This is a genomic window from Paenibacillus sp. MMO-58, assembly GCF_037146255.1.
Classification (GTDB): Bacteria; Bacillota; Bacilli; order Paenibacillales; family Paenibacillaceae; genus Pristimantibacillus.
On sequence record NZ_JBBCVY010000005.1, the window covers coordinates 436,215 to 456,074 of the forward strand.

16 protein-coding genes and 1 tRNA gene are annotated in these 19,860 nt (G+C 51.2%); 16 read left to right on the forward strand and 1 reads right to left on the reverse strand.

All coding sequences use genetic code 11. From position 1 onward, the window contains the following. Positions 1-686 precede the first annotated feature (686 nt). A tRNA-Arg gene (locus WFJ73_RS18040) sits at positions 687-763 on the reverse strand. Between the two features lie 266 nt (positions 764-1,029). Between WFJ73_RS18040 and WFJ73_RS18045 the strand changes: the two genes are divergently transcribed. The 16 genes from WFJ73_RS18045 to hemB all read left to right on the forward strand — a co-directional run bounded on the left by WFJ73_RS18045 (position 1,030) and on the right by hemB (position 19,858). Continuing rightward, positions 1,030-1,923: a hypothetical protein gene (locus WFJ73_RS18045; RefSeq protein ID WP_336774382.1), complete on the forward strand. Its 894-nt coding sequence runs from the start codon at positions 1,030-1,032 to the stop codon at positions 1,921-1,923. An 88-nt stretch (positions 1,924-2,011) separates the two neighbouring features. Continuing rightward, positions 2,012-3,316: a trigger factor gene (gene tig / locus WFJ73_RS18050; RefSeq protein WP_336774383.1), complete on the forward strand. Its 1,305-nt coding sequence runs from the start codon at positions 2,012-2,014 to the stop codon at positions 3,314-3,316. A gap of 219 nt (positions 3,317-3,535) precedes the next feature. Then, entirely contained in the window at positions 3,536-4,123 is a 588-nt protein-coding gene (gene clpP, locus WFJ73_RS18055) for an ATP-dependent Clp endopeptidase proteolytic subunit ClpP (RefSeq protein ID WP_127494642.1), read from the forward strand. Positions 4,124-4,149: 26 nt separating this feature from the next. Next, a complete protein-coding gene (gene clpX / locus WFJ73_RS18060; protein WP_015846009.1) occupies positions 4,150-5,406 on the forward strand; it encodes an ATP-dependent protease ATP-binding subunit ClpX in 1,257 nt (418 codons plus the stop codon). Positions 5,407-5,498: 92 nt separating this feature from the next. After that, a complete protein-coding gene (gene ispG, locus WFJ73_RS18065) occupies positions 5,499-6,608 on the forward strand; it encodes a flavodoxin-dependent (E)-4-hydroxy-3-methylbut-2-enyl-diphosphate synthase (protein WP_336774384.1) in 1,110 nt (369 codons plus the stop codon). A gap of 171 nt (positions 6,609-6,779) precedes the next feature. After that, on the forward strand, positions 6,780-8,483 hold the full coding sequence (gene lonB / locus WFJ73_RS18070; protein WP_336774385.1) for an ATP-dependent protease LonB: 1,704 nt from the start codon (positions 6,780-6,782) through the stop codon (positions 8,481-8,483). Between the two features lie 36 nt (positions 8,484-8,519). After that, positions 8,520-11,030 (forward strand): endopeptidase La, encoded by a 2,511-nt coding sequence (gene lon, locus WFJ73_RS18075; protein ID WP_336774386.1) that lies wholly within the window; start codon positions 8,520-8,522, stop codon positions 11,028-11,030. Beyond that, entirely contained in the window at positions 11,027-11,632 is a 606-nt protein-coding gene (gene yihA, locus WFJ73_RS18080) for a ribosome biogenesis GTP-binding protein YihA/YsxC (RefSeq protein WP_015846005.1), read from the forward strand. The genes lon and yihA overlap by 4 nt, the downstream gene beginning before the upstream one ends. A 181-nt stretch (positions 11,633-11,813) precedes the next feature. Beyond that, positions 11,814-12,404 (forward strand): non-ribosomal peptide synthetase module, encoded by a 591-nt coding sequence (locus WFJ73_RS18085; protein WP_336774387.1) that lies wholly within the window; start codon positions 11,814-11,816, stop codon positions 12,402-12,404. Positions 12,405-12,766: 362 nt separating this feature from the next. Beyond that, complete coding sequence (speD, locus tag WFJ73_RS18090; RefSeq protein ID WP_015846002.1) at positions 12,767-13,165, forward strand: adenosylmethionine decarboxylase; 399 nt, start codon at positions 12,767-12,769, stop codon at positions 13,163-13,165. 195 nt (positions 13,166-13,360) lie between these two features. Continuing rightward, entirely contained in the window at positions 13,361-14,731 is a 1,371-nt protein-coding gene (gene hemA, locus WFJ73_RS18095) for a glutamyl-tRNA reductase (protein WP_336774388.1), read from the forward strand. Between the two features lie 46 nt (positions 14,732-14,777). After that, positions 14,778-15,593, forward strand: a complete 816-nt coding sequence (gene ccsA / locus WFJ73_RS18100; RefSeq protein WP_015846000.1) for a cytochrome c biogenesis protein CcsA — start codon at positions 14,778-14,780, stop codon at positions 15,591-15,593. Between the two features lie 14 nt (positions 15,594-15,607). Continuing rightward, positions 15,608-16,246, forward strand: a complete 639-nt coding sequence (locus WFJ73_RS18105; RefSeq protein ID WP_336774389.1) for a precorrin-2 dehydrogenase/sirohydrochlorin ferrochelatase family protein — start codon at positions 15,608-15,610, stop codon at positions 16,244-16,246. A 19-nt stretch (positions 16,247-16,265) separates the two neighbouring features. Further along, positions 16,266-17,240: a hydroxymethylbilane synthase gene (gene hemC, locus WFJ73_RS18110; RefSeq protein WP_336774390.1), complete on the forward strand. Its 975-nt coding sequence runs from the start codon at positions 16,266-16,268 to the stop codon at positions 17,238-17,240. Between the two features lie 4 nt (positions 17,241-17,244). After that, the gene (cobA, locus tag WFJ73_RS18115) at positions 17,245-18,807 is read left to right on the forward strand and encodes a uroporphyrinogen-III C-methyltransferase (protein WP_336774391.1); all 1,563 of its coding nucleotides are present in this window, start codon (positions 17,245-17,247) and stop codon (positions 18,805-18,807) included. Between the two features lie 55 nt (positions 18,808-18,862). Beyond that, positions 18,863-19,858 (forward strand): porphobilinogen synthase, encoded by a 996-nt coding sequence (gene hemB / locus WFJ73_RS18120; protein ID WP_336774392.1) that lies wholly within the window; start codon positions 18,863-18,865, stop codon positions 19,856-19,858. Positions 19,859-19,860: the final 2 nt, after the last annotated feature.

The window sequence follows — 19,860 nt, forward strand, 5'->3', positions numbered from 1 at the left end:
GTGTCTAAACCCCAGTGATGGACATCTTCTCCATTTACTTTAATCATTATCTTTGCTTGATTAGTAAATTTGCTGGGGCTCACTAGTCGACTAATTTCTATAATTTTGAGCTCTGACTAATGCACTTGTGCGTCATACTGGCCTAACACAAACTTATTTAGTTCAGGATATATGGTGTCTAGGAAAATGTCTTCAGTTGTTGCATACGTTGTTTTATAAACCTTGTCCTCTTTTGGTTGTGCATTAGTTGGAGATGTTTGAATGACCGCGTAACAGACAAGCACTGCAATGGAAAGTGTTAGACACTTTAAGTGTTTTTTTATTTGAATTCACCTCAAAACTATAATTTCCGTTTGAGCTTTTTTTATTTACGGGTCAACGGGGGAAGTTAGTTAAAAACAGCACGCCAGCAGCCGGTATGTATCTGCTGCTGTTTTTGTGAAGAGTTAGCTGTTAAGAGTGGAATGCCATTGAATGAAGTGTTAAAGATCATCTCACTTATATAGAAGTAACTAAAAATGCAAAGTAGACATGTGTAAAAAATGTGCAAAATAAATTCAAAACTTATCTACTTCAATCGTATTCTTGATGTATATACGAAGACAACAAAAAACCCGCAAACACTTGAATTAACAAGATTTTTGCGGGTTTTAAATCGTCATCAATCGCGACGTAATTTGTTTAACTGGCGTCCCAGGAGGGATTCGAACCCCCGACCGCACGCTTAGAAGGCGTGTGCTCTATCCGGCTGAGCTACTGGGACACGTAAGAGTGAGTATAGCATGTAGTTGATTGGCTTGGCAAGTGGTATTTTTTAAAAATGTCTTAAACCATACTGGTGAATCAAATTCGCTTGGTAAATATAGCATAGGCGCGAATAGAAAATCAAGACTAAAGGGAAGTGAGTTTTTATATTTATAGGTTCCGTGATATAATCGAACGCAAGCAACAGGCAGACGAATGATGCGGTTTGACCGATAAGGCGGTGATACCATAACTACACCAGACAACGTATATTTATTTCCGAAGATGCTGGATCATTATCAAATTCAGCTCACCCGCATGCTGGAATCCGAGCAATACAGCGAAGCCAAAAATCTGCTCCGCTTCCTGCTGCAGTGCCGCGGTGAGGATGAACGGCATTACGAGGAATGGGGCAGCCTCCTTACCTGGCTGGAAATGGCGTTTCCGGGCTCCGAAGGCGCCGGTATGCCAAGCGGCGCGGACGAAGAAGAGGGAGAGAGCGAAGAGAGCTTTCGCGAGCAGCTCTTGAACCCGCCGGAGCAGGATGAAGCTTATATCAAGCAAGTGCTCTATATTATGGAGCATCATCCGATGATCGATCAGCAGATCCTGGCGCTGGAACGCGCGGCATACATACACTCGCCGGAGGTGGACCAGGTCATGTTGGACTGGCTCACGAGCTCGAGCGGCAAGACCATTCACCCAGCTGTGCAATTCAAGGCTTTGCAATGCCTGAAGAAGCGAGAGATATCCGGTTCGGTCATGCTTGACCGGATGGGCGAGAAGGTGGAGCTTGATATAGAGGCGACACCGCTGGCGCTGGATGATTTTCCGCAGCCCGTCATCCGGATTCTGGAGCGGGTGGAAGCCGTGACGGAAGCGGACGATCCGACTCTTCCTCATTTTGCCAGGGAACTGTGGAAGGAAAGTCTCCAATTTCTGTATGGAACTTCGGCCTACCAGTGGATGCAGAGGGAGGATGACGAGACGGTCGACAGCTATGCGGCTGCGCTCCATTTGACCTTGCTGCTTACGGTTTACGGCTCCGCGAACGATGACGATATCCGCGAGGCGTATGGCATAACCGAACCATTGAGGTTCCGTTACGAGCAGGCATGCAGGACTCTTCGGCAGGTAGCTGCCATGCAGCAATCTAACGAAGATGATCATCAGCCTTGAAATGATGGCCAAGGTTGATTATAATAGAGTGGTTTATGAAGCGAATACTAATTGGCGTGATGCGTAATTTTGGAGGGGAAAGCATAAAATGAAAGCAACTTGGGAAAAAATAGACAAGAACCTCGTGTCGATCGACGTTGAGGTTGATGCTGAGAAAGTCGCTGCAGCACTTGATCAAGCATTTAAGAAAGTCGTTCAAAAGGTAAACGTACCTGGCTTCCGTAAAGGTAAAGTGCCTCGTGGAATGTTCGAATCCCGTTTCGGCGTGGAAAGCCTGTACCAGGATGCAATTGACATCCTGTTGCCGCAAGCTTACGAAGAAGCAGTAAAAGTGACGGAGCAACGTCCTGTTGACCGTCCGGAAATCGACGTTGAACAATTCGCTAAAGGCCAATCGTTCAAATTCAAAGCGAAAGTTATCGTTCGCCCTGAAGTAACTCTCGGCGAATACAAAGGTCTGGAAGTTCCATCCTTTGAGGCGACAGTTAGCGACGAAGAAGTTAACACTGAACTGGAGCGCCTGCAACAACGCCACGCTGAGCTGACTGTTGTTGAAGAAGGTGCTGCTCAAATCGGCGATATCACTGTAATCGACTTCGACGGTTATGTAGACGGCGAAGCATTCGACGGCGGCAAAGCGGAAAGCTATTCCCTTGAACTGGGTTCCAACTCTTTCATCCCAGGCTTTGAAGATCAAGTTGTTGGCATGCAAACAGGCGACTTCAAGGATGTTGAAGTAACATTCCCTGAGTCCTACCATGCTGAGAACCTGGCTGGCAAACCAGCTGTGTTCAAAGTAAAACTGCATGAAATCAAACGCAAAAATCTGCCGGCTCTTGACGATGAGTTCGCAAAAGACATCAGCGAATTCGACACTCTTGAAGAGTACAAGCAGGATCTTGTCTCCAAGCTGAAAGAAAACAAAGAGGGCGAAGCGGAACGCAACCTGCAAAACGCTGTAATCGAAAAAGCGGCTGAAGCTGCTGAAGTAGAAGTGCCGGAACCAATGATTAACACTGAAGTTGACTTTATGCTCCGCGATTTCGAGAACCGTCTTCGCATGCAAGGCATGAACATCGACCTGTACTATCAGTTCTCCGGCCAAAGCGAGCAAGTTCTGCGCGATCAAATGAAAGAAGACGCACAGAAACGCGTTCGCAACAACCTGGTTCTGAACGCGATCGCTAAAGCGGAAAACATTCAGGTTTCCGAAGAAGACGTAAACGAAGAACTCGAATCCCTGTCGAAAGCTTACAACCGTCCTGCGGCTGAGCTTCGCGACATCTTCGAGAAAAACGGTCAAATCGACAGCTTGAAAGAAGACATCGAGCTTCGCAAAACGATTGAATTCCTCGTTGAAAACAGCAAAACAGCTGAAGTTGCTGGAGCGTAATAGATCAATTGAATAAATAGGAAAAAAGGCACGTCATCGTCAGATACGTGCCTTCTTTTCACCCTACATAATGCAATAGCCTTACCTGAAGAATGATCTTCAGTACATATCGAGCGATGCTCACCGTATACTGTATTATGGAAAAATGACATTGATCATTTGACGTGATACAATAGAAAACATGAACCAAAAAGCCATAATAGAAAAGAGGTTGGTCGCATGAATCTGGTACCTATCGTAGTTGAACAAACGAATCGCGGAGAACGGTCTTACGATATTTACTCGCGCTTGCTCAAGGACAGAATCATTTTTCTCGGGAGCGCTATCGATGATGATGTAGCAAACTCTGTTATCGCACAGCTGCTTTTTCTGGCGGCCGACGACCCGGAGAAAGACATCCATTTGTACATTAATTCGCCTGGCGGCTCGGTAACGGCCGGTATGGCGATTTATGATACAATGCAATATATTAAGCCTGACGTATCTACGATTTGTATGGGCATGGCGGCAAGCATGGGCTCGCTCCTCCTTACAGCCGGCGCGAAAGGCAAACGTTTCGCCCTTCCGAATGCGGAAGTTATGATTCATCAGCCGCTTGGCGGCGTTCGCGGCCAGGCATCGGATATTAAAATCCATGCGGACTGGATCCTGAAGACGAAGCAAAAGCTGAATCAAATCTATGTGGAGCGTACCGGTCAGCCTTACGAGAAAATCGACCGCGATACGGATCGCGATAATTTCATGAGCGCGGAAGACGCTCTGAATTATGGTTTGATTGACAAAGTAATAACAACTCCGGTATCCTAAGGATTTAATCGAAGGGGTGAAAAGGCATGTTTAAATTCAATGATGAGAAGGGCCAGCTGAAATGCTCGTTCTGCGGAAAATCCCAGGAGCAAGTACGTAAACTGGTAGCCGGTCCCGGCGTTTATATATGCGACGAATGCATCGAGCTCTGCACGGAAATCGTGGAAGAGGAGCTTGGACATGAGGAAGAGCTTGATCTGAAGGACATTCCGAAACCAAAGGATATCCGTGCTATTCTTGATTCGTACGTAATCGGTCAGGAATTTGCGAAGAAATCCCTTTCCGTTGCGGTATACAACCATTACAAACGGATCAACTCGCAAAGCAAGATTGAAGACGTTGAGCTTCAAAAATCCAATATCCTGCTTGTAGGTCCTACAGGTTCGGGTAAAACGCTGCTTGCTCAAACGATGGCAAAAATCCTGAACGTACCGTTTGCGATTGCGGACGCAACTTCGCTGACGGAAGCCGGCTATGTCGGCGAAGACGTTGAGAACATTTTGCTGAAGCTCATTCAAGCTGCGGATTACGATGTGGAGAAGGCCGAACGCGGCATTATCTATATCGATGAGATTGATAAAGTAGCGCGCAAATCCGAGAATCCGTCGATTACTCGCGACGTATCCGGCGAAGGCGTGCAGCAGGCATTGCTCAAAATTCTCGAAGGCACGGTTGCATCCGTACCACCGCAAGGCGGACGCAAGCACCCGCACCAAGAGTTTATCCAAATCGATACAACGAACATCCTGTTCATTTGCGGCGGCGCATTTGACGGTCTGGAATCGCTGATCAAACGCCGTATCGGCAAAAAAGTGATCGGTTTCAGCTCGACCGGCGAGGTTCAAAAGGACCTGAAGCCGGGCGAATACCTGTCCATGGTTCTGCCGGAAGACTTGCTTAAATTCGGCTTGATCCCTGAGTTCGTAGGCCGTTTGCCGGTTATTTCGACTTTGGAGCCGCTTGATGAAGCAGCCCTGATGCGTATTTTGTCCGAGCCGAAGAATGCTTTGGTGAAGCAGTACCAGAAGCTGCTTGAGATGGATAACGTGAAGCTGGACTTTGAACCTGCTGCTCTGGAAGCAATCGCCAAAGAAGCGATCAAACGGAACACGGGTGCCCGCGGCTTGCGTGCCATTATCGAGGGTATTATGCTTGAAGTGATGTACGAAGTCCCTTCGCGCGACGACGTGAGCACTTGTCTTATTACGGAGAAAAACGTAAAAGACAAAATCATGCCGGAGTTGACTGCGAAGAAGGGCAAGAAGAAGGAAGAAAGCGCCTAAGTTCATTACCGTCATCGCCTCCACCCTTTGGCTGCGGATTTTTTTCGCTCGTCAAAGGGTGGACTTTTGACGTTCATGGGAGAGATCATTTTATGTATTTGCGCAAGGATACTGTGCCGGTCAAAGTCGGCAACCTGACGATTGGCGGCAGCAATGAAGTCATCATTCAGAGTATGTGTACAACAAAGACGGCTGATGTAGAGGCTACAGTAGCCGAGATTTTGCGACTGGAAGAAGCAGGCTGCCAGATTGTGCGGGTTACCGTCAACAATAAGGAAGCTGCTGATGCGATTAAGGAAATTAAGAAACGGATTCATATCCCTCTTGTTGCCGATATTCATTTCGACTATCGTCTTGCCCTTCTGGCGATTGAGAACGGCATTGATAAAGTCCGGATTAACCCGGGCAACATCGGTCGCCGCGAGAAGATTGAAGCTGTCGTGAAGGCTTGCAAGGAACGCAACATTCCAATCCGGATCGGCGTTAATGCCGGCTCGCTTGAGAACCATCTGCTGGAGAAATACGGCTACCCTACGCCGGAAGCGATGGTGGAGAGCGCGCTCTTCCATATCGGCATTCTGGAGGAGCTGGATTTCCATGATATTATCGTATCGCTGAAAGCGTCCGACGTGCCGATGGCGATTGCGGCTTACAGCATGGCTGCGGAGAAAATCAAGTATCCGCTGCATCTTGGCATTACCGAAGCCGGTACGCTTCATTCCGGGACAATCAAGAGCTCCGCTGGTATCGGCGCATTGCTCGCGATGGGAATCGGCAACACGGTGCGTATCAGCTTGAGTGCGGATCCGGTAGAAGAGGTTAAGGTAGCCCGCGAGCTGCTCAAGACCTTTGGCCTGATTACGAACGCGGCAACCCTGATTTCCTGTCCGACTTGCGGACGCCTGGATATCGATCTCTTCTCGATCGCGAACGAGGTGGAGGAGTATATCTCCAAGGTGAAGGTGCCAATCAAGGTGTCCGTTCTTGGTTGCGCCGTTAACGGCCCCGGTGAAGCACGCGAGGCGGATATCGGCATTGCGGGTGCACGAGGCGAAGGCATGCTGTTCCGTTACGGAGAGATGATCCGCAAAGTGCCGGAAGCAGAGCTTCTTAACGAGCTTAAGAAAGAAATCGACGAGATCGTACGCGTTTTCGAAGCGACTGGCGAAATTCCGGGACGCAAAAATCATGCGCATGCATAACGAACTCTCTGCCATCTAATAAAAGAGGCATTCTGAAGCAACCCCAATCGGCGGTTGACGAGGAATGCCTCTTTTTTCTTCCGGAAGCGATTATTCCCTGCAGCAAGGGGCAATACTACCAATTACGTACTCTTTTGCCGGAATAGTTCGCTTTGAGAGGAGAAGATATTAATGAGTTTAAGTATGGTTTTGATGCTGATCCAAGTCTTTTTTGCTGTGGTTATTGGTTTATATTTCTGGAATCTGCTGCGCAATCAAAAGACGAACCGCTCTGCGGTCGATCGGGAATCGCGCAAGGAGATGGATAAGCTGCGCAAGCTGCGTTCCATCTCGCTGACCAAGCCGCTTGCGGAGAAAACACGGCCGCAGGCGATGCAGGACATCGTGGGGCAGACAGACGGTCTGCGCGCGCTTAAGGCGGCGCTTTGCAGCGCCAATCCGCAGCATGTCATTATTTACGGACCTCCGGGTGTCGGTAAGACGGCGGCTGCCCGCGTAGTATTGGAGGAAGCGAAGAAGAATCCTTCCTCGCCGTTTCTGAACGAAGCAAAGTTTACCGAGATTGACGCAACTACGGCCCGGTTCGATGAACGCGGAATTGCCGATCCGCTGATCGGCTCCGTTCACGACCCTATTTATCAAGGAGCCGGGGCGATGGGCGTAGCCGGCATTCCGCAGCCGAAGCCGGGTGCGGTGACAAAGGCGCATGGCGGGATCCTTTTTATCGACGAAATCGGTGAATTGCATCCCATCCAGATGAATAAGCTGTTAAAAGTACTGGAAGACCGCAAGGTATTCCTGGAGAGTGCTTATTATAATTCGGAGGATGCGAATATCCCGATTTATATCCACGATATTTTCCAAAACGGTCTGCCTGCCGACTTCCGTCTTGTGGGTGCTACAACGCGTTCGCCGCAGGATCTGCCTCCGGCTATCCGCTCGCGCTGCATGGAGATTTATTTCCGTCCGCTGCTCGCAAGCGAGATTGCTTCTATTGCCGAGAACGCCGTTAAAAAAATCGGCTTTGCTCCATGTCCGGATGCCGTGGACGTAGTGAAGAAATATGCGACGAACGGACGCGAAGCGGTTAACGTTATTCAGCTTGCCGCCGGTATCGCTTTATCCGAGAAACGGGATGCCATCACGGCAGCGGATGTGGAATGGGTTGTGAACAGCAGCCAAATTCCGCCTCGTCCGGACCGCAAAGTGCCGGAAGCGCCACAGATCGGTTTCGTTAACGGCTTAGCGGTGTATGGTCCTAATATGGGGACATTGCTTGAAATCGAAGTCAGCGCTATTCCGGCGGCTGCCGGCAAAGGCCAATATACGATTACCGGCGTTGTCGACGAGGAAGAGCTGGGAGGCGGTTCCCGGACACTTAGACGGAAAAGCATGGCGAAGGGTTCGGTTGAAAACGTGCTGACGATGCTCCGCCGTTACGGACTGAACCCGCAGGATTATGACCTGCATATCAACTTCCCTGGCGGCACGCCAATCGACGGACCATCCGCCGGTATTGCCATGGCAACGGCAATTGCCTCCGCAATCAAAGAGGTGCCGATTGACAACAAGCTGGCGATGACCGGCGAGATTGGCATACACGGCAACGTGAAGCCGGTAGGCGGCGTGCTTGCGAAGGTAGAAGCGGCGTTCCAGGCTGGCGCGGAGACGGTCATTATTCCGCGCGAGAACTGGCAGGTGATTTTCGCGAATCTGGAAGGGCTGAAAGTCATACCGGTTGACCGGGTTGACGAGGTGTTCAGATATGTCTTCCCAATTGGCGAAACCGTCGTCGCAGAGGTTGAAAACCATGTCGGTTCCGATCTTTTTATCGCTTCGGGGGTTCCCTATTTGCAGGCGGATTCCGTGGAATGATAAAATAGGGTATTCGAAACAATTGGAGGTGCTGGTGTGGGATCCGGAAAAACAAAAGGCCGTCGGCTTCCCCTGCTTCCTTTAAGGGGGCTGCTTGTATATCCCAGCATGGTGCTCCACCTTGATGTGGGAAGGGACAAATCGGTGCGGGCGCTGGAGAAATGCATGATCGACGATCATATGATTCTTCTGTGCTCGCAATCCGAAGTCAATATTGAAGAGCCTACAGAAGACGATATTTACCGCGTCGGCACCATTGCGAAGGTCAGACAGATGCTTAAGCTGCCAAACGGTACGATCCGCGTGCTTGTTGAAGGCGTTGTAAGGGCAGAGGTTGTGGATTATGTACCTAATGAACAGTTTTACGAAGTAACGGTGCTCGAGCTTCCTGAGCCGGAGACTGACGATCCCGAAGTGGATGCGCTTATGCGGTCGGTACTCAGCCAGTTCGAGCATTATATTTCGCTATCGAAGAAGGTCACGCCGGAAACGCTTGCGGCGGTATCGGATATCGATGAGCCGGGCAGGCTTGCCGATGTCATTACAAGCCATTTGTCGCTGAAGATCAAGGATAAGCAGGATATTCTCGAGACCATCGATGTCCGGGAGCGTCTGGAGCGTCTGCTTGATATCCTGAATAATGAGCGCGAGGTGCTTGAGCTCGAACGCAAAATTAACCAGCGCGTCAAAAAGCAGATGGAGAAGACGCAGAAGGAATATTATTTGCGCGAGCAGATGAAAGCGATCCAGAAGGAGCTTGGCGAGAAGGAAGGACGCGCCGGCGAGGTCGAGGAGCTTCGCAATCAGCTGAATGAAGCGGGAGTTCCTGACAATGTGCGGGAGAAAGTCGAGAAGGAAATCGACCGTCTGGAAAAAATGCCCGCAACCTCCGCCGAGGGCGGCGTGATCCGCAATTATATCGATTGGTTATTAGCATTGCCTTGGAGCAAGCATACGGAAGACGACTTATCCCTAAGCAAGGCGGAAGAGATCCTAAACAACGATCACTACGGCCTGGAGAAGCCGAAGGAACGCGTGCTTGAATATTTGGCGGTACAGCAGCTGGTGAAGAAGATGAAAGGACCGATCCTTTGCCTTGTAGGGCCTCCTGGTGTCGGCAAAACCTCTCTTGCCCGTTCGATTGCCAAATCGCTTGACCGCAAATTCGTTCGAATCTCGCTGGGCGGCGTTCGCGACGAAGCGGAAATCCGCGGTCATCGCCGCACGTATGTAGGCGCTATGCCCGGACGGATCATTCAGGGGATGAAGACCGCAGGATCCTATAATCCGGTCTTCCTGCTCGACGAGATCGACAAGATGGCAAGCGATTTCCGCGGTGATCCTTCATCCGCATTGCTTGAGGTGCTTGATCCGGAGCAGAACAATACGTTTAGCGACCACTTCATCGAGGTGCCGTTCGATTTGTCTAACGTGATGTTTGTCACAACGGCCAACTCGCTGCATAATATTCCGCGTCCGCTGCTAGACCGGATGGAAGTGCTCTACATTCCGGGCTATACGGAGCTGGAGAAGCAGCAGATCGCGGAACGCTACCTTCTGCCGAAGCAGCGCAGGGAGCATGGACTGGCGGAAAATCAGCTAGTCGTCGAGGACGAGGTTATCCTGCAGCTGATCCGCGAATATACGCGTGAATCCGGCGTGCGGAATCTGGAGCAGCAAATTGCCGCTTTGAGCCGGAAAGCCGCGAAGCATATTGTATCCGAGGGTTCCAAGCCGCAGGCTGGCAGCAAGGAGCGGACCGAAGGCGATTTGGCCGGTCAGCCGTATGAAGCTCCCGAGCTGAATACGCTGGAGGCGGCTTTTGGTGGAGACGATAATGCTGCAGCAACGGAGGAAAAGCAAGCCCACGCGGAGGTTTCGGCAGCGACGTTGACGGTTACGCCTCAGCTGCTGAAGGAATGGCTTGGACCTGCGAAGTTCCGTCATGGCACGGCCGAGGTCGAGAATCAGATCGGTGCCGTAACAGGCCTCGCTTGGACCGAGGTAGGCGGCGATACGCTGGTGATCGAGGTAACGGTTATGCCGGGCAGCGGCAAGCTTACCTTGACCGGCAAGCTTGGCGACGTGATGAAAGAATCGGCGCAGGCCGCATTCAGTTATACGCGGTCCAAGGCCATTGAGCTTGGTATCGATCCCGAATTCCATGTAAACAAGGATATCCATATTCATATTCCGGAGGGCGCGATACCTAAAGACGGACCATCTGCCGGCATAACGATGGCAACCGCTTTAATCTCCGCCCTGACGAACCGGTATGTATCGAAGGAAGTGGCGATGACTGGCGAGATTACGCTGCGCGGCCGCGTGCTTCCGATTGGCGGCTTGAAGGAAAAATCGCTCGCCGCTCATCGGGCAGGCATCCGAAAGGTGCTTCTGCCGAAGGATAACGAACGCGACTTAAGCGATATTCCGGACAGCGTACGCAGTGAAATGACTTTTGTTCCTGTCAGCCATATGGACGAAGTTCTGCAGCATGCGCTGCTGCCGGCTAACACCGAAGAGAAAGCAGGAACAGTAATCGGATGAAAATTACTCAATCAGAATTTATCATAAGTGCAGTAAGACCTTCGCAATATCCAGTTGACGCCTTGCCAGAGATTGCTCTGGCAGGGCGTTCCAATGTCGGTAAATCGTCGCTCATTAACAAATTGATCTTGCGTAAAAACCTGGCAAGAACAAGCTCGCAGCCCGGCAAGACGCAGCAGCTTAACTATTATCGCGTGAATGACATGGTCTATTTCGTCGATTTTCCCGGCTATGGCTATGCGAAAGTATCAAAAACGCAGCGAGAGCTTTTCGGGCAAATGATCGAGACTTATATTCGCGACCGCAAGGAACTGAAGCTGCAGCTTCTTGTTATCGATATGCGTCATGCTCCATCAAAGGACGATGTACTTATGTATCATTGGCTTAAGCATTACAATGTGCCGACCTGCATCGTCTGCACGAAAGCGGACAAAATCCCGAAAGGCAAATGGGACAAGCATGTAAAGGTAATCAAAGAAACGCTTGAGGCGGATCCGCGCGACTCGCTGGTCATGTTTTCTTCGGAGACGGGGCTTGGCCGCGAGAAGCTGTGGGAGGTCATTAATGGAGCGATTGGGCATATAACGGAGATAGATCAATAACTTCCTCTATAATGCAGAGGATACAGCAAGAAATACAGCGTTCCTCGTGAAATCTACGGGATTTTTCAGAAATATGCGAGAATATCGAGGCTGAACGGCAGGAATAAAAAGCTCTGATCACGTATAATATACTTAGGCATTAAGAACAAAAGCGCAAGTTTAAAGAATTGAGGAGATTTTTATGGCTCAGCGGCTAGCCACAGAGTATGTAAGTGCCAAACTGCAATTGACGAGCGATGAGATGAAGCAATTTATTCGGTTTTTCGATGACCAGCAGGTATGCATGAACGTGAAGGTCCTCGATAACGGAAACCAGGAGCTGGTTCTCGAAGACGTAGCAGGGAAGGAAGAGGTCACACTGACGTTTGAACGTCAGCAAGACCACTATGTATGTGAACTCTCTTGCCGCCTGATTCACCCCAAGCTGACCAACGCCATGCGCAAAGCCGTGACGGCTTTCCGTGGAGACGCAGTTGTTAATCGTATCTACAGCCATTATACGATGATCTACCATTATACAAATGGCAGCGTCCGCAAAATCGTTGAAAGCACATCGTCGGGCACACGGGTCGTATTCGAATACAAGGATACGGTCGGCCAGTTGGAGCGTGTGTTCAAGAGCCGCTTGATCGAACGTGAAATCGAGCTGGTCAACAACGCGATTAACGAGTTGCTTGACCTGCGCAATCAAACGAAGGACCGTCTGCAAATTGCCGGCATCGACGAAAGACTAGCGATGCTGACCAAGAAGTTGTTTGTATTTGAAGCTTAACCGATAAGCCTTGAACCTGGGAGCCGCTGAATGCGGCTTCTTTTTTTGCTTTTGTTCACAAAAAAATGATATCGGAATGGACGCCTCGCAAGGTACCGAAACCGCTTCACCTACATACTGTGTATACGGGATTAAAGCGGAAAAAAGTTTTCGTTTCTTCCCGAAAAAAAGGGTTGCAATTCTGCCCAATAGATGTTATTTTTAATCTCGTTGAAAACATTGGTCTAAACAAAATAGGAACCAGGATTCACTCAGGACATGGTTATGTTGCGAGAGATTATTCCCTCGGGAAGTGAATGACGTAGGTCCTAGCGGATGAAATTTTTTTAAACATTTTATTCCTAGGAAGGGGGAACCGGAAGATGGAATATTCAACTTTCGGAAGACACGTTGCTGTTGATACTTGGGGAGTAGACTTTGATCTGCTGAACAACGCTGAATTTTTGCAAGCCCAAATGGTGGAGGCTGCTGAAGCATGCGGCGCTACCGTATTATCGGTGCAATCGAAACAATTTGAGCCTCAAGGAGCAACAGTACTTGTATTGCTGTCGGAGAGTCATCTCTCGATTCATACGTATCCTGAGAAGGGATTCGCCGCTCTCGACTGCTACACATGCGGTGAAACTGTGGATCCACAGCTTGCGATTGACTACATGATCGCTGTACTGAAGCCAACGACTACTCATGCTAAGAAGCTTGTTCGCGGCATGGGCGAGTTGAAAGTAGAAGAACCAAAAATGCAACAAGTTGAGCTTGTTTAAGCTTTTAAATTGAAAAGATATAGAGATAACCATAGACCTCGGTCCATGGTTATTTTCTTTGCATAAACAGGGAATAATGGCAATGAGGGTTTTCAAACATTATTCATAAATGAAGCCAATATGAAGCCGTACGGCTTGTCGAACTATGTTATAATCATTCTAAAGTTAATTTTGAAGAAAGGCAGGTGAACGCGCATGCACATTATCGTAGTCGGCTTGAACTACCGGACGGCTCCCGTTGAAGTAAGAGAACGGTTTGCGATTGCCGAGAAAGAATTGCCGGAAGCATTGAAACAGCTGATGAACACGAGCAGCATTATGGAATGTGTCATTGTTGCGACCTGCAATCGTACCGAGCTGTATGCGGTAGTGGACAGACACCATCTATGCGGGCATTATATCCGCAGCTTTATGGAGCAGTGGTTCAAGCTGCCTAGAGAGCAGTTCACTAGCCATTTATATATGCATGAGGATGACAGGGCTATCGAGCATCTATTCCGGGTAACAAGCGGGCTTGATTCGATGGTGATCGGCGAGACGCAAATTCTGGGACAAGTAAAGGATGCTTTTGCGCTTGCGCAGCAGCAGAAGTCGACAGGCACCCTGTTCAACATGCTGTTCAAACAAGCGGTTACGATGGCCAAGCGTGCTCATTCGGAGACAACGATTGGAGAATCGGCGGTATCGGTCAGCTATGCGGCTGTTGAGCTTGGAAAGCGGATTTTTGGCCAGTTCAGCAAGAAGACGGTTATGGTCATCGGCGCCGGCGAGACTGGCGAGCTTACGGCGAAGCATTTGTACGCGAACGGCGCTGACCGCGTTATTGTGGTGAACCGGACGTACGAGCGCGCGACCCAGCTGGCAGAGAAGTTTAACGGCATTGCCTGCTCGATGGAAGACGCGGCAAGCAAGCTTCACGAAGCGGACATTGTGATCAGCTCTACGGGAGCGGACGGTTATGTGCTGGAACGCCAAGCGGTAGCCGAGGCGATGAAGCGCCGGAAGTCGAAGCCTTTGTTCATGATCGATATCGCCGTTCCGCGCGACCTCGATCCGGGAATTGCCGCGGTCGAGAACGTGTTCCTGTACGACATTGACGATTTGGAAGGTATTGTAGCGAGCAATCTCGAGCAGCGCCGGAAGGAAGCGGAGAAGATCGAAACGATGATTGAACAAGAGTCGGAGCAGTTCGAGCAATGGTACAAGACGCTTGGCGTTGTTCCTTTAATCCGTGCGCTCCAGACAAAGGCTGCCCACATTCATGAAGAGACGCTTAACAGCCTGACGAACAAGCTGCCGGATCTGGACGAGCATGAACTGAAGGTAATCCGCAAGCTGACGAAGAGCATTGTGAACCAGATGATGCAAGATCCGATCCTGCGGATTAAAGAAATGGCCGGGGAGAAACATTCCGAGGAAGCAATGGATATGTTCGTTAAGTTGTTTGCGCTTGAAGATGAGCTGGCCCAGTCGAAACAAGCTGAAGCAGACACGGCGTCTGCAGCGAAAAAGAAAACGATGCCTGCACGTCCGGCAGCTTCGGCACTGGCGTCCATCCTTCGATAAAAGCGCGCTACCCGAATAATCGCGAAGGGCGGCAAGGTGGAAGCTTATGTTTTTTACGCAAAAGTGGCTTTACGACGCGATACTTTATATTTACGCCCTGAGCCTTCTGTTTTACTTCTCCGATTTCATGGATGCGAACCGGAGAGCGAAGCGGATTGGAACAGGGCTCCTTATTTTTGTATGGATATTGCAAACCGTCATTCTGGTGAGCCGGCTCGTGACCCATTTCGAGATAACGGCAATTTCATCCTTTGAATATTGGCTAGGCTTTTCGTGGCTGCTAGTTACGATATCCCTGGTTATCAGCCAGTTTTTCAAAATCGAGTTTCTCGTCTTTCTGGTCAACATCATCAGCTTCTCCGTGCTGGCTCTTAACTTGTACAGCCGGCCTGGAATGGATGAGCAGTTTGGAGTTTCGCAGGCGATGCGCGACTTGCTCCTTGTACATATTAGTTTGGTGCTATGCGCTTATGCATCGCTTACGATTGGATCCATCTTCGCGGGGATGTACCTGTTCCTGCACAAGCAGCTGAAAGGGAAAAGATGGACCCCGTTCACGCGGAGGCTGCCAAGCCTCGATAGGATCGAACGTTTCTCGGATAGGGCGATTATAATCGGGGTGCCGCTGCTTGCGATGTCCTTATCGGTTGCGGTTACCGTGCTGCTTGCGGAAGGACGCCCGCAGCTGCTGCTTGACTGGAAGGTGCTGACCTCGTTTGCGACTTTGATCTTTTACGTCAATTATATCATTCAAAGGGCGATGCTAAGGCGGCCCGGCACGCAGCTTGCAAGACTTCATCTGATTGCATTTGTTATGTTGATTATTAATCTGTTATCCAGTTATTTGTCGACGTTTCACTAAAAGAGGGGATGCGCATGAACGGCTACTACCCGGTAATGCTTCAGCTTCGCGGCGAACGCTGCGTCATCATAGGCGGCGGACGGATTGCCGAGCGCAAGGCGTTAGGCCTAATGGAAGCGGGAGCGGATACGGTCATTCTTGTCAGTCCGCAGATTACTGCCCGGCTGCAGGAGCTTGTTGCACGCGGATCTCTTCAGTGGCAATGCCGGACCTATGAGCCGGAAGATGCGACAGATGCCCGCCTGCTGTTTGCCGCAACGGATGATTCCGGGCTTAACCGACGAATCGCGGATGACGGCAGGCGGGCCGGTGCTTTGGTTAATACGGTTGATGAGGCAGCCGGAAGAGGGTTTCTGAACCCTTCGGTTATACGCCGCGGAGATCTGCTGATTGCCGTCTCTGCAACAGGTGCAAGTCCGGCCCTTTCTGCAAAGCTTAAACGGGAGCTGGAAAGGCAATACGGCGAAGAATACGGATATAGCGTGGAGCAGCTCAGACGGCTGCGCGATTATGTGAAGGCTGATGTCTCTGAACCTGGCGAGAGGGAAACACTTCTAAGGCTAGCCGCCGAAGAGGTGCCGCTCCGGGATCATGCGGACATTGAGCTGAAAGCTTGGGTAGAACGACTTCGGGCAAAGAGGCCCTTGGATTGACGACGGGAGGAAGACAATAATGGGAGCTCATGATAATGGACCGCGTACAATCGTGGTAGGGACACGCCAGAGCGCGCTTGCGCTGACGCAGACGGGGCAAGTCATTGACGAGTTGAAGCGCATCAGCGAGAGACACGGGTTTGGTTACCATTTTGAAATTCGGAAAATCGTGACGAAGGGTGACCGTATTCTGGATGTCACGTTGTCCAAGGTTGGCGGAAAAGGCTTGTTTGTAAAAGAGATCGAGCAAGCCCTTCTTGACGGCGAGATCGACATGGCTGTCCACAGCATGAAGGATATGCCTTATGAGCTGCCGGAAGGACTGATGAATGGCGCAACTCCGAAACGGGTTGATCCTCGCGATTGCCTGATTATGAAGCAGGGGAGCTCGCTTGATGATCTGCCGGCCGGCGCGCGTGTCGGAACAAGCAGTCTGCGCCGCTCCAGCCAGCTTAAAAATATACGTCCGGATCTTGAGCTTGATTCCATCCGCGGCAATATCGATTCGAGGATCCGGAAGCTTGAGACGGAAGGCTTTGACGCGGTTGTACTGGCTGCAGCAGGTCTTACCCGCATGGGCTGGCAGGACCGGATCTCGGCGTTTATCCCCGTTGAGCTGTCGATCCCGGCAGTTGGACAAGGGGCGCTTGGCATTGAGTGCCGTACGGACGACGCTGGCGTACGCCAGCTACTCGATTTGCTGAATGACACGGAAACCTCGCTGTCCGTTCGCGCGGAGAGAAGCTTCCTGGGCGCGCTAAACGGCGGGTGCCAGGTTCCGATCGGCGCTTTTGCCGTGGTGCACAAGAAGGCTGGGGAAGACAGCTTCGATAACGCGGAGCTTACGCTAACCGGCATGGTTGGCTCTCCTGACGGAGAAGTGATGCTGAAGGAAATCCGGAAGGGAACCGATCCGGAGCAGCTGGGCCGCGATGTTGCGGCGGCATTGACAGCAAGAGGTGCGGATCGCATATTGGCGGAATACGGGGGATAACGTGATGAATAAAGGAGTTGTCTATCTCGTAGGCGCCGGACCGGGAGACCCAAAGCTTATTACGGTTCGCGGACTCGAATGTCTGAGACGAAGCGACGTTGTTGTTTATGACCGCCTGGCGAGCCCAAGGCTGCTGAGATATATGAAGGAAGGGGCCCGTAAAATTTACGTCGGCAAACTTCCGGACCGCCATACGATGAAGCAGGAAGAGATCAACCAGCTGCTTGTTGATCTGGCTTTGGAAGGGCATACGGTAACAAGACTGAAAGGCGGGGATCCAACGATCTTCGGCCGTGTCGGCGAAGAAGCGGAATTGCTGCAGGAGAATGGCGTTTCGTTCGAGATTGTTCCGGGCATTACGTCGGCAATCGCGGTGCCCGCTTATGCCGGTATTCCGGTGACTCACAGGGACCTGGCTTCTTCCTTATCCATTGTTACGGGGCATGAGAGTCCGGAGAAACTCGACCGCTCCATCCATTGGGACAAGGTGACCAATGCGACGGGCACCCTTATTTTCTTGATGGGCGTAGCCAAGATTGGTTATATCGCCGAGCAGCTTATCCGTCACGGCAAGCCGGCAACAACGCCGGTTGCCCTTATCCGCTGGGGGACCCGCGTGGAGCAGCAGACGATTGTCGGCACGCTGGAGTCGATTGAACGGATCGTGAAAGAGGCGAACTTCCAGCCGCCGGCGGTTATTGTTGTTGGCGATGTAGTTCTGCAGCGGGACAAGCTGAAATGGTACGAGCAAAAGCCGCTCTTTGGCGTACGCGTGCTTGTCACGCGGGCTAGGGCCCAAGCCAGCGACCTGGCCGACAGGATTGAAGAGCTTGGCGGCGAGCCTTGCGAGCTGCCGGTGATTGAGACGCGCGAGCCCCGGGAGGCTGCTGCTGTCGAAGCGATTCGTACTGCTCTTGCGGATGCAGCTTCCTATAATTGGATCATGTTTACGAGCGTGAACGGGGTGGAGTATTTCTTCAACTGGCTGGATCGGTTTAACGTGGATATCCGGCGCTTCCATGCTGCCCGTATTGCGGCAGTTGGTCCCCGGACCGCGGAAGCTCTGCGGAAGCGTGGCTTGATTGCGAATCAACTGCCGGCCAAGTTTCAGGCGGAAGGACTAATCGAACAGCTGGAAGGCCAGCTGAAACCCGGGGAGAAAGTTCTTCTTCCGCGAGGCGATCTCGCGCGCGAGATTTTGCCGCGTGAGCTGAAGGCTAAGGGACTTGTCCCGGTTGAGCTGGATGTCTACGAGACGGTGATTGCGGATTCGCAGGATGAGCAGGCGTTTGAATGGATCCGCAACCGGGAGATTCATGCGATTACGTTCACCAGCTCTTCGACGGTAACGAATTTGCTTGAGGTGCTTCGCAGGAACGGATTCGAGGATCCGGTGGCGCAGCTGGCAGGCATCGATGTGGCCAGCATTGGCCCCGTAACCTCGAAGACGGCTTCCGAAGCCGGACTCTCCGTAACGATTGAACCGGAGGATGCTACAATCGAAGCTTTGGTTGAAGCGCTGGTTCAACATCAGATAACCAAACGTTCGAAGGCAGATCCGTCTTGATTATCGGCAATTATCGCATACCCATCGCCAGCAGGAATTAAAGGAGGAATTTGAAATGGCATTTCCCATTGTGAGACACCGCAGATTGCGTCAATCGGCCGCTATGCGCAATATCGTACGCGAAACCGTTCTGACGGCGAATGATTTTATATACCCCATCTACGTGAAATACGGAACGAACATCAAGGAAGAGATCAGCTCGATGCCGGGTGTATACCGCTTCTCCCTTGATCTTCTGGAAGCGGAGATCCGCGAGATTACTTCCCTTGGCATTCAAGCGATTATGCTCTTCGGTCTGCCCGACCATAAGGATGCTGAAGGTACTTCGGCCTATGATCCGAACGGTATCGTACAGGAAGCTACGCGCCTGATCAAGAAATGGGCGCCTGAGCTGATCGTTATGGCGGATACTTGTCTCTGCCAATTTACCGATCACGGACATTGCGGCATGGTGCATTTGGATGAAGCTACGGGAACGGCGGTTGTGGATAACGATCCTTCGTTGTCGCTGCTCGTTCGTACAGCCGTTTCCCAGGCGGAAGCGGGTGCGGACGTGATTGCTCCATCGAACATGATGGACGGTTTTGTATCGGCTATCCGCGAAGGACTTGATGAAGCGGGCTTCAGCCATGTTCCGATTTTGTCGTATTCCGTTAAATACGCTTCCGCCTTCTACGGACCTTTCCGGGACGCAGCGAAGTCCGCGCCGCAGTTCGGCGACCGCAAAACGTACCAGATGGACCCGGCTAACGCCCGTGAAGCTTTGCGCGAAGCGGATTCCGACGTGCTCGAAGGCGCGGATATGCTGATGGTCAAGCCTGCCCTTTCTTACCTCGATATCGTTCGCCAGCTTCGCGACAGCTTTGATCTCCCGATCGTCGCTTACAACGTAAGCGGTGAGTATGCCATGGTGAAAGCCGCTGCGGCCAACGGTTGGATTGACGAAAAGGCGATCGTGCTTGAGAAGCTGATCAGCATGAAGCGCGCCGGTGCGGATCTGATCATTACTTACCATGCGAAGGATGCTTCGCGCTGGCTGAGAGGAGAGTAACG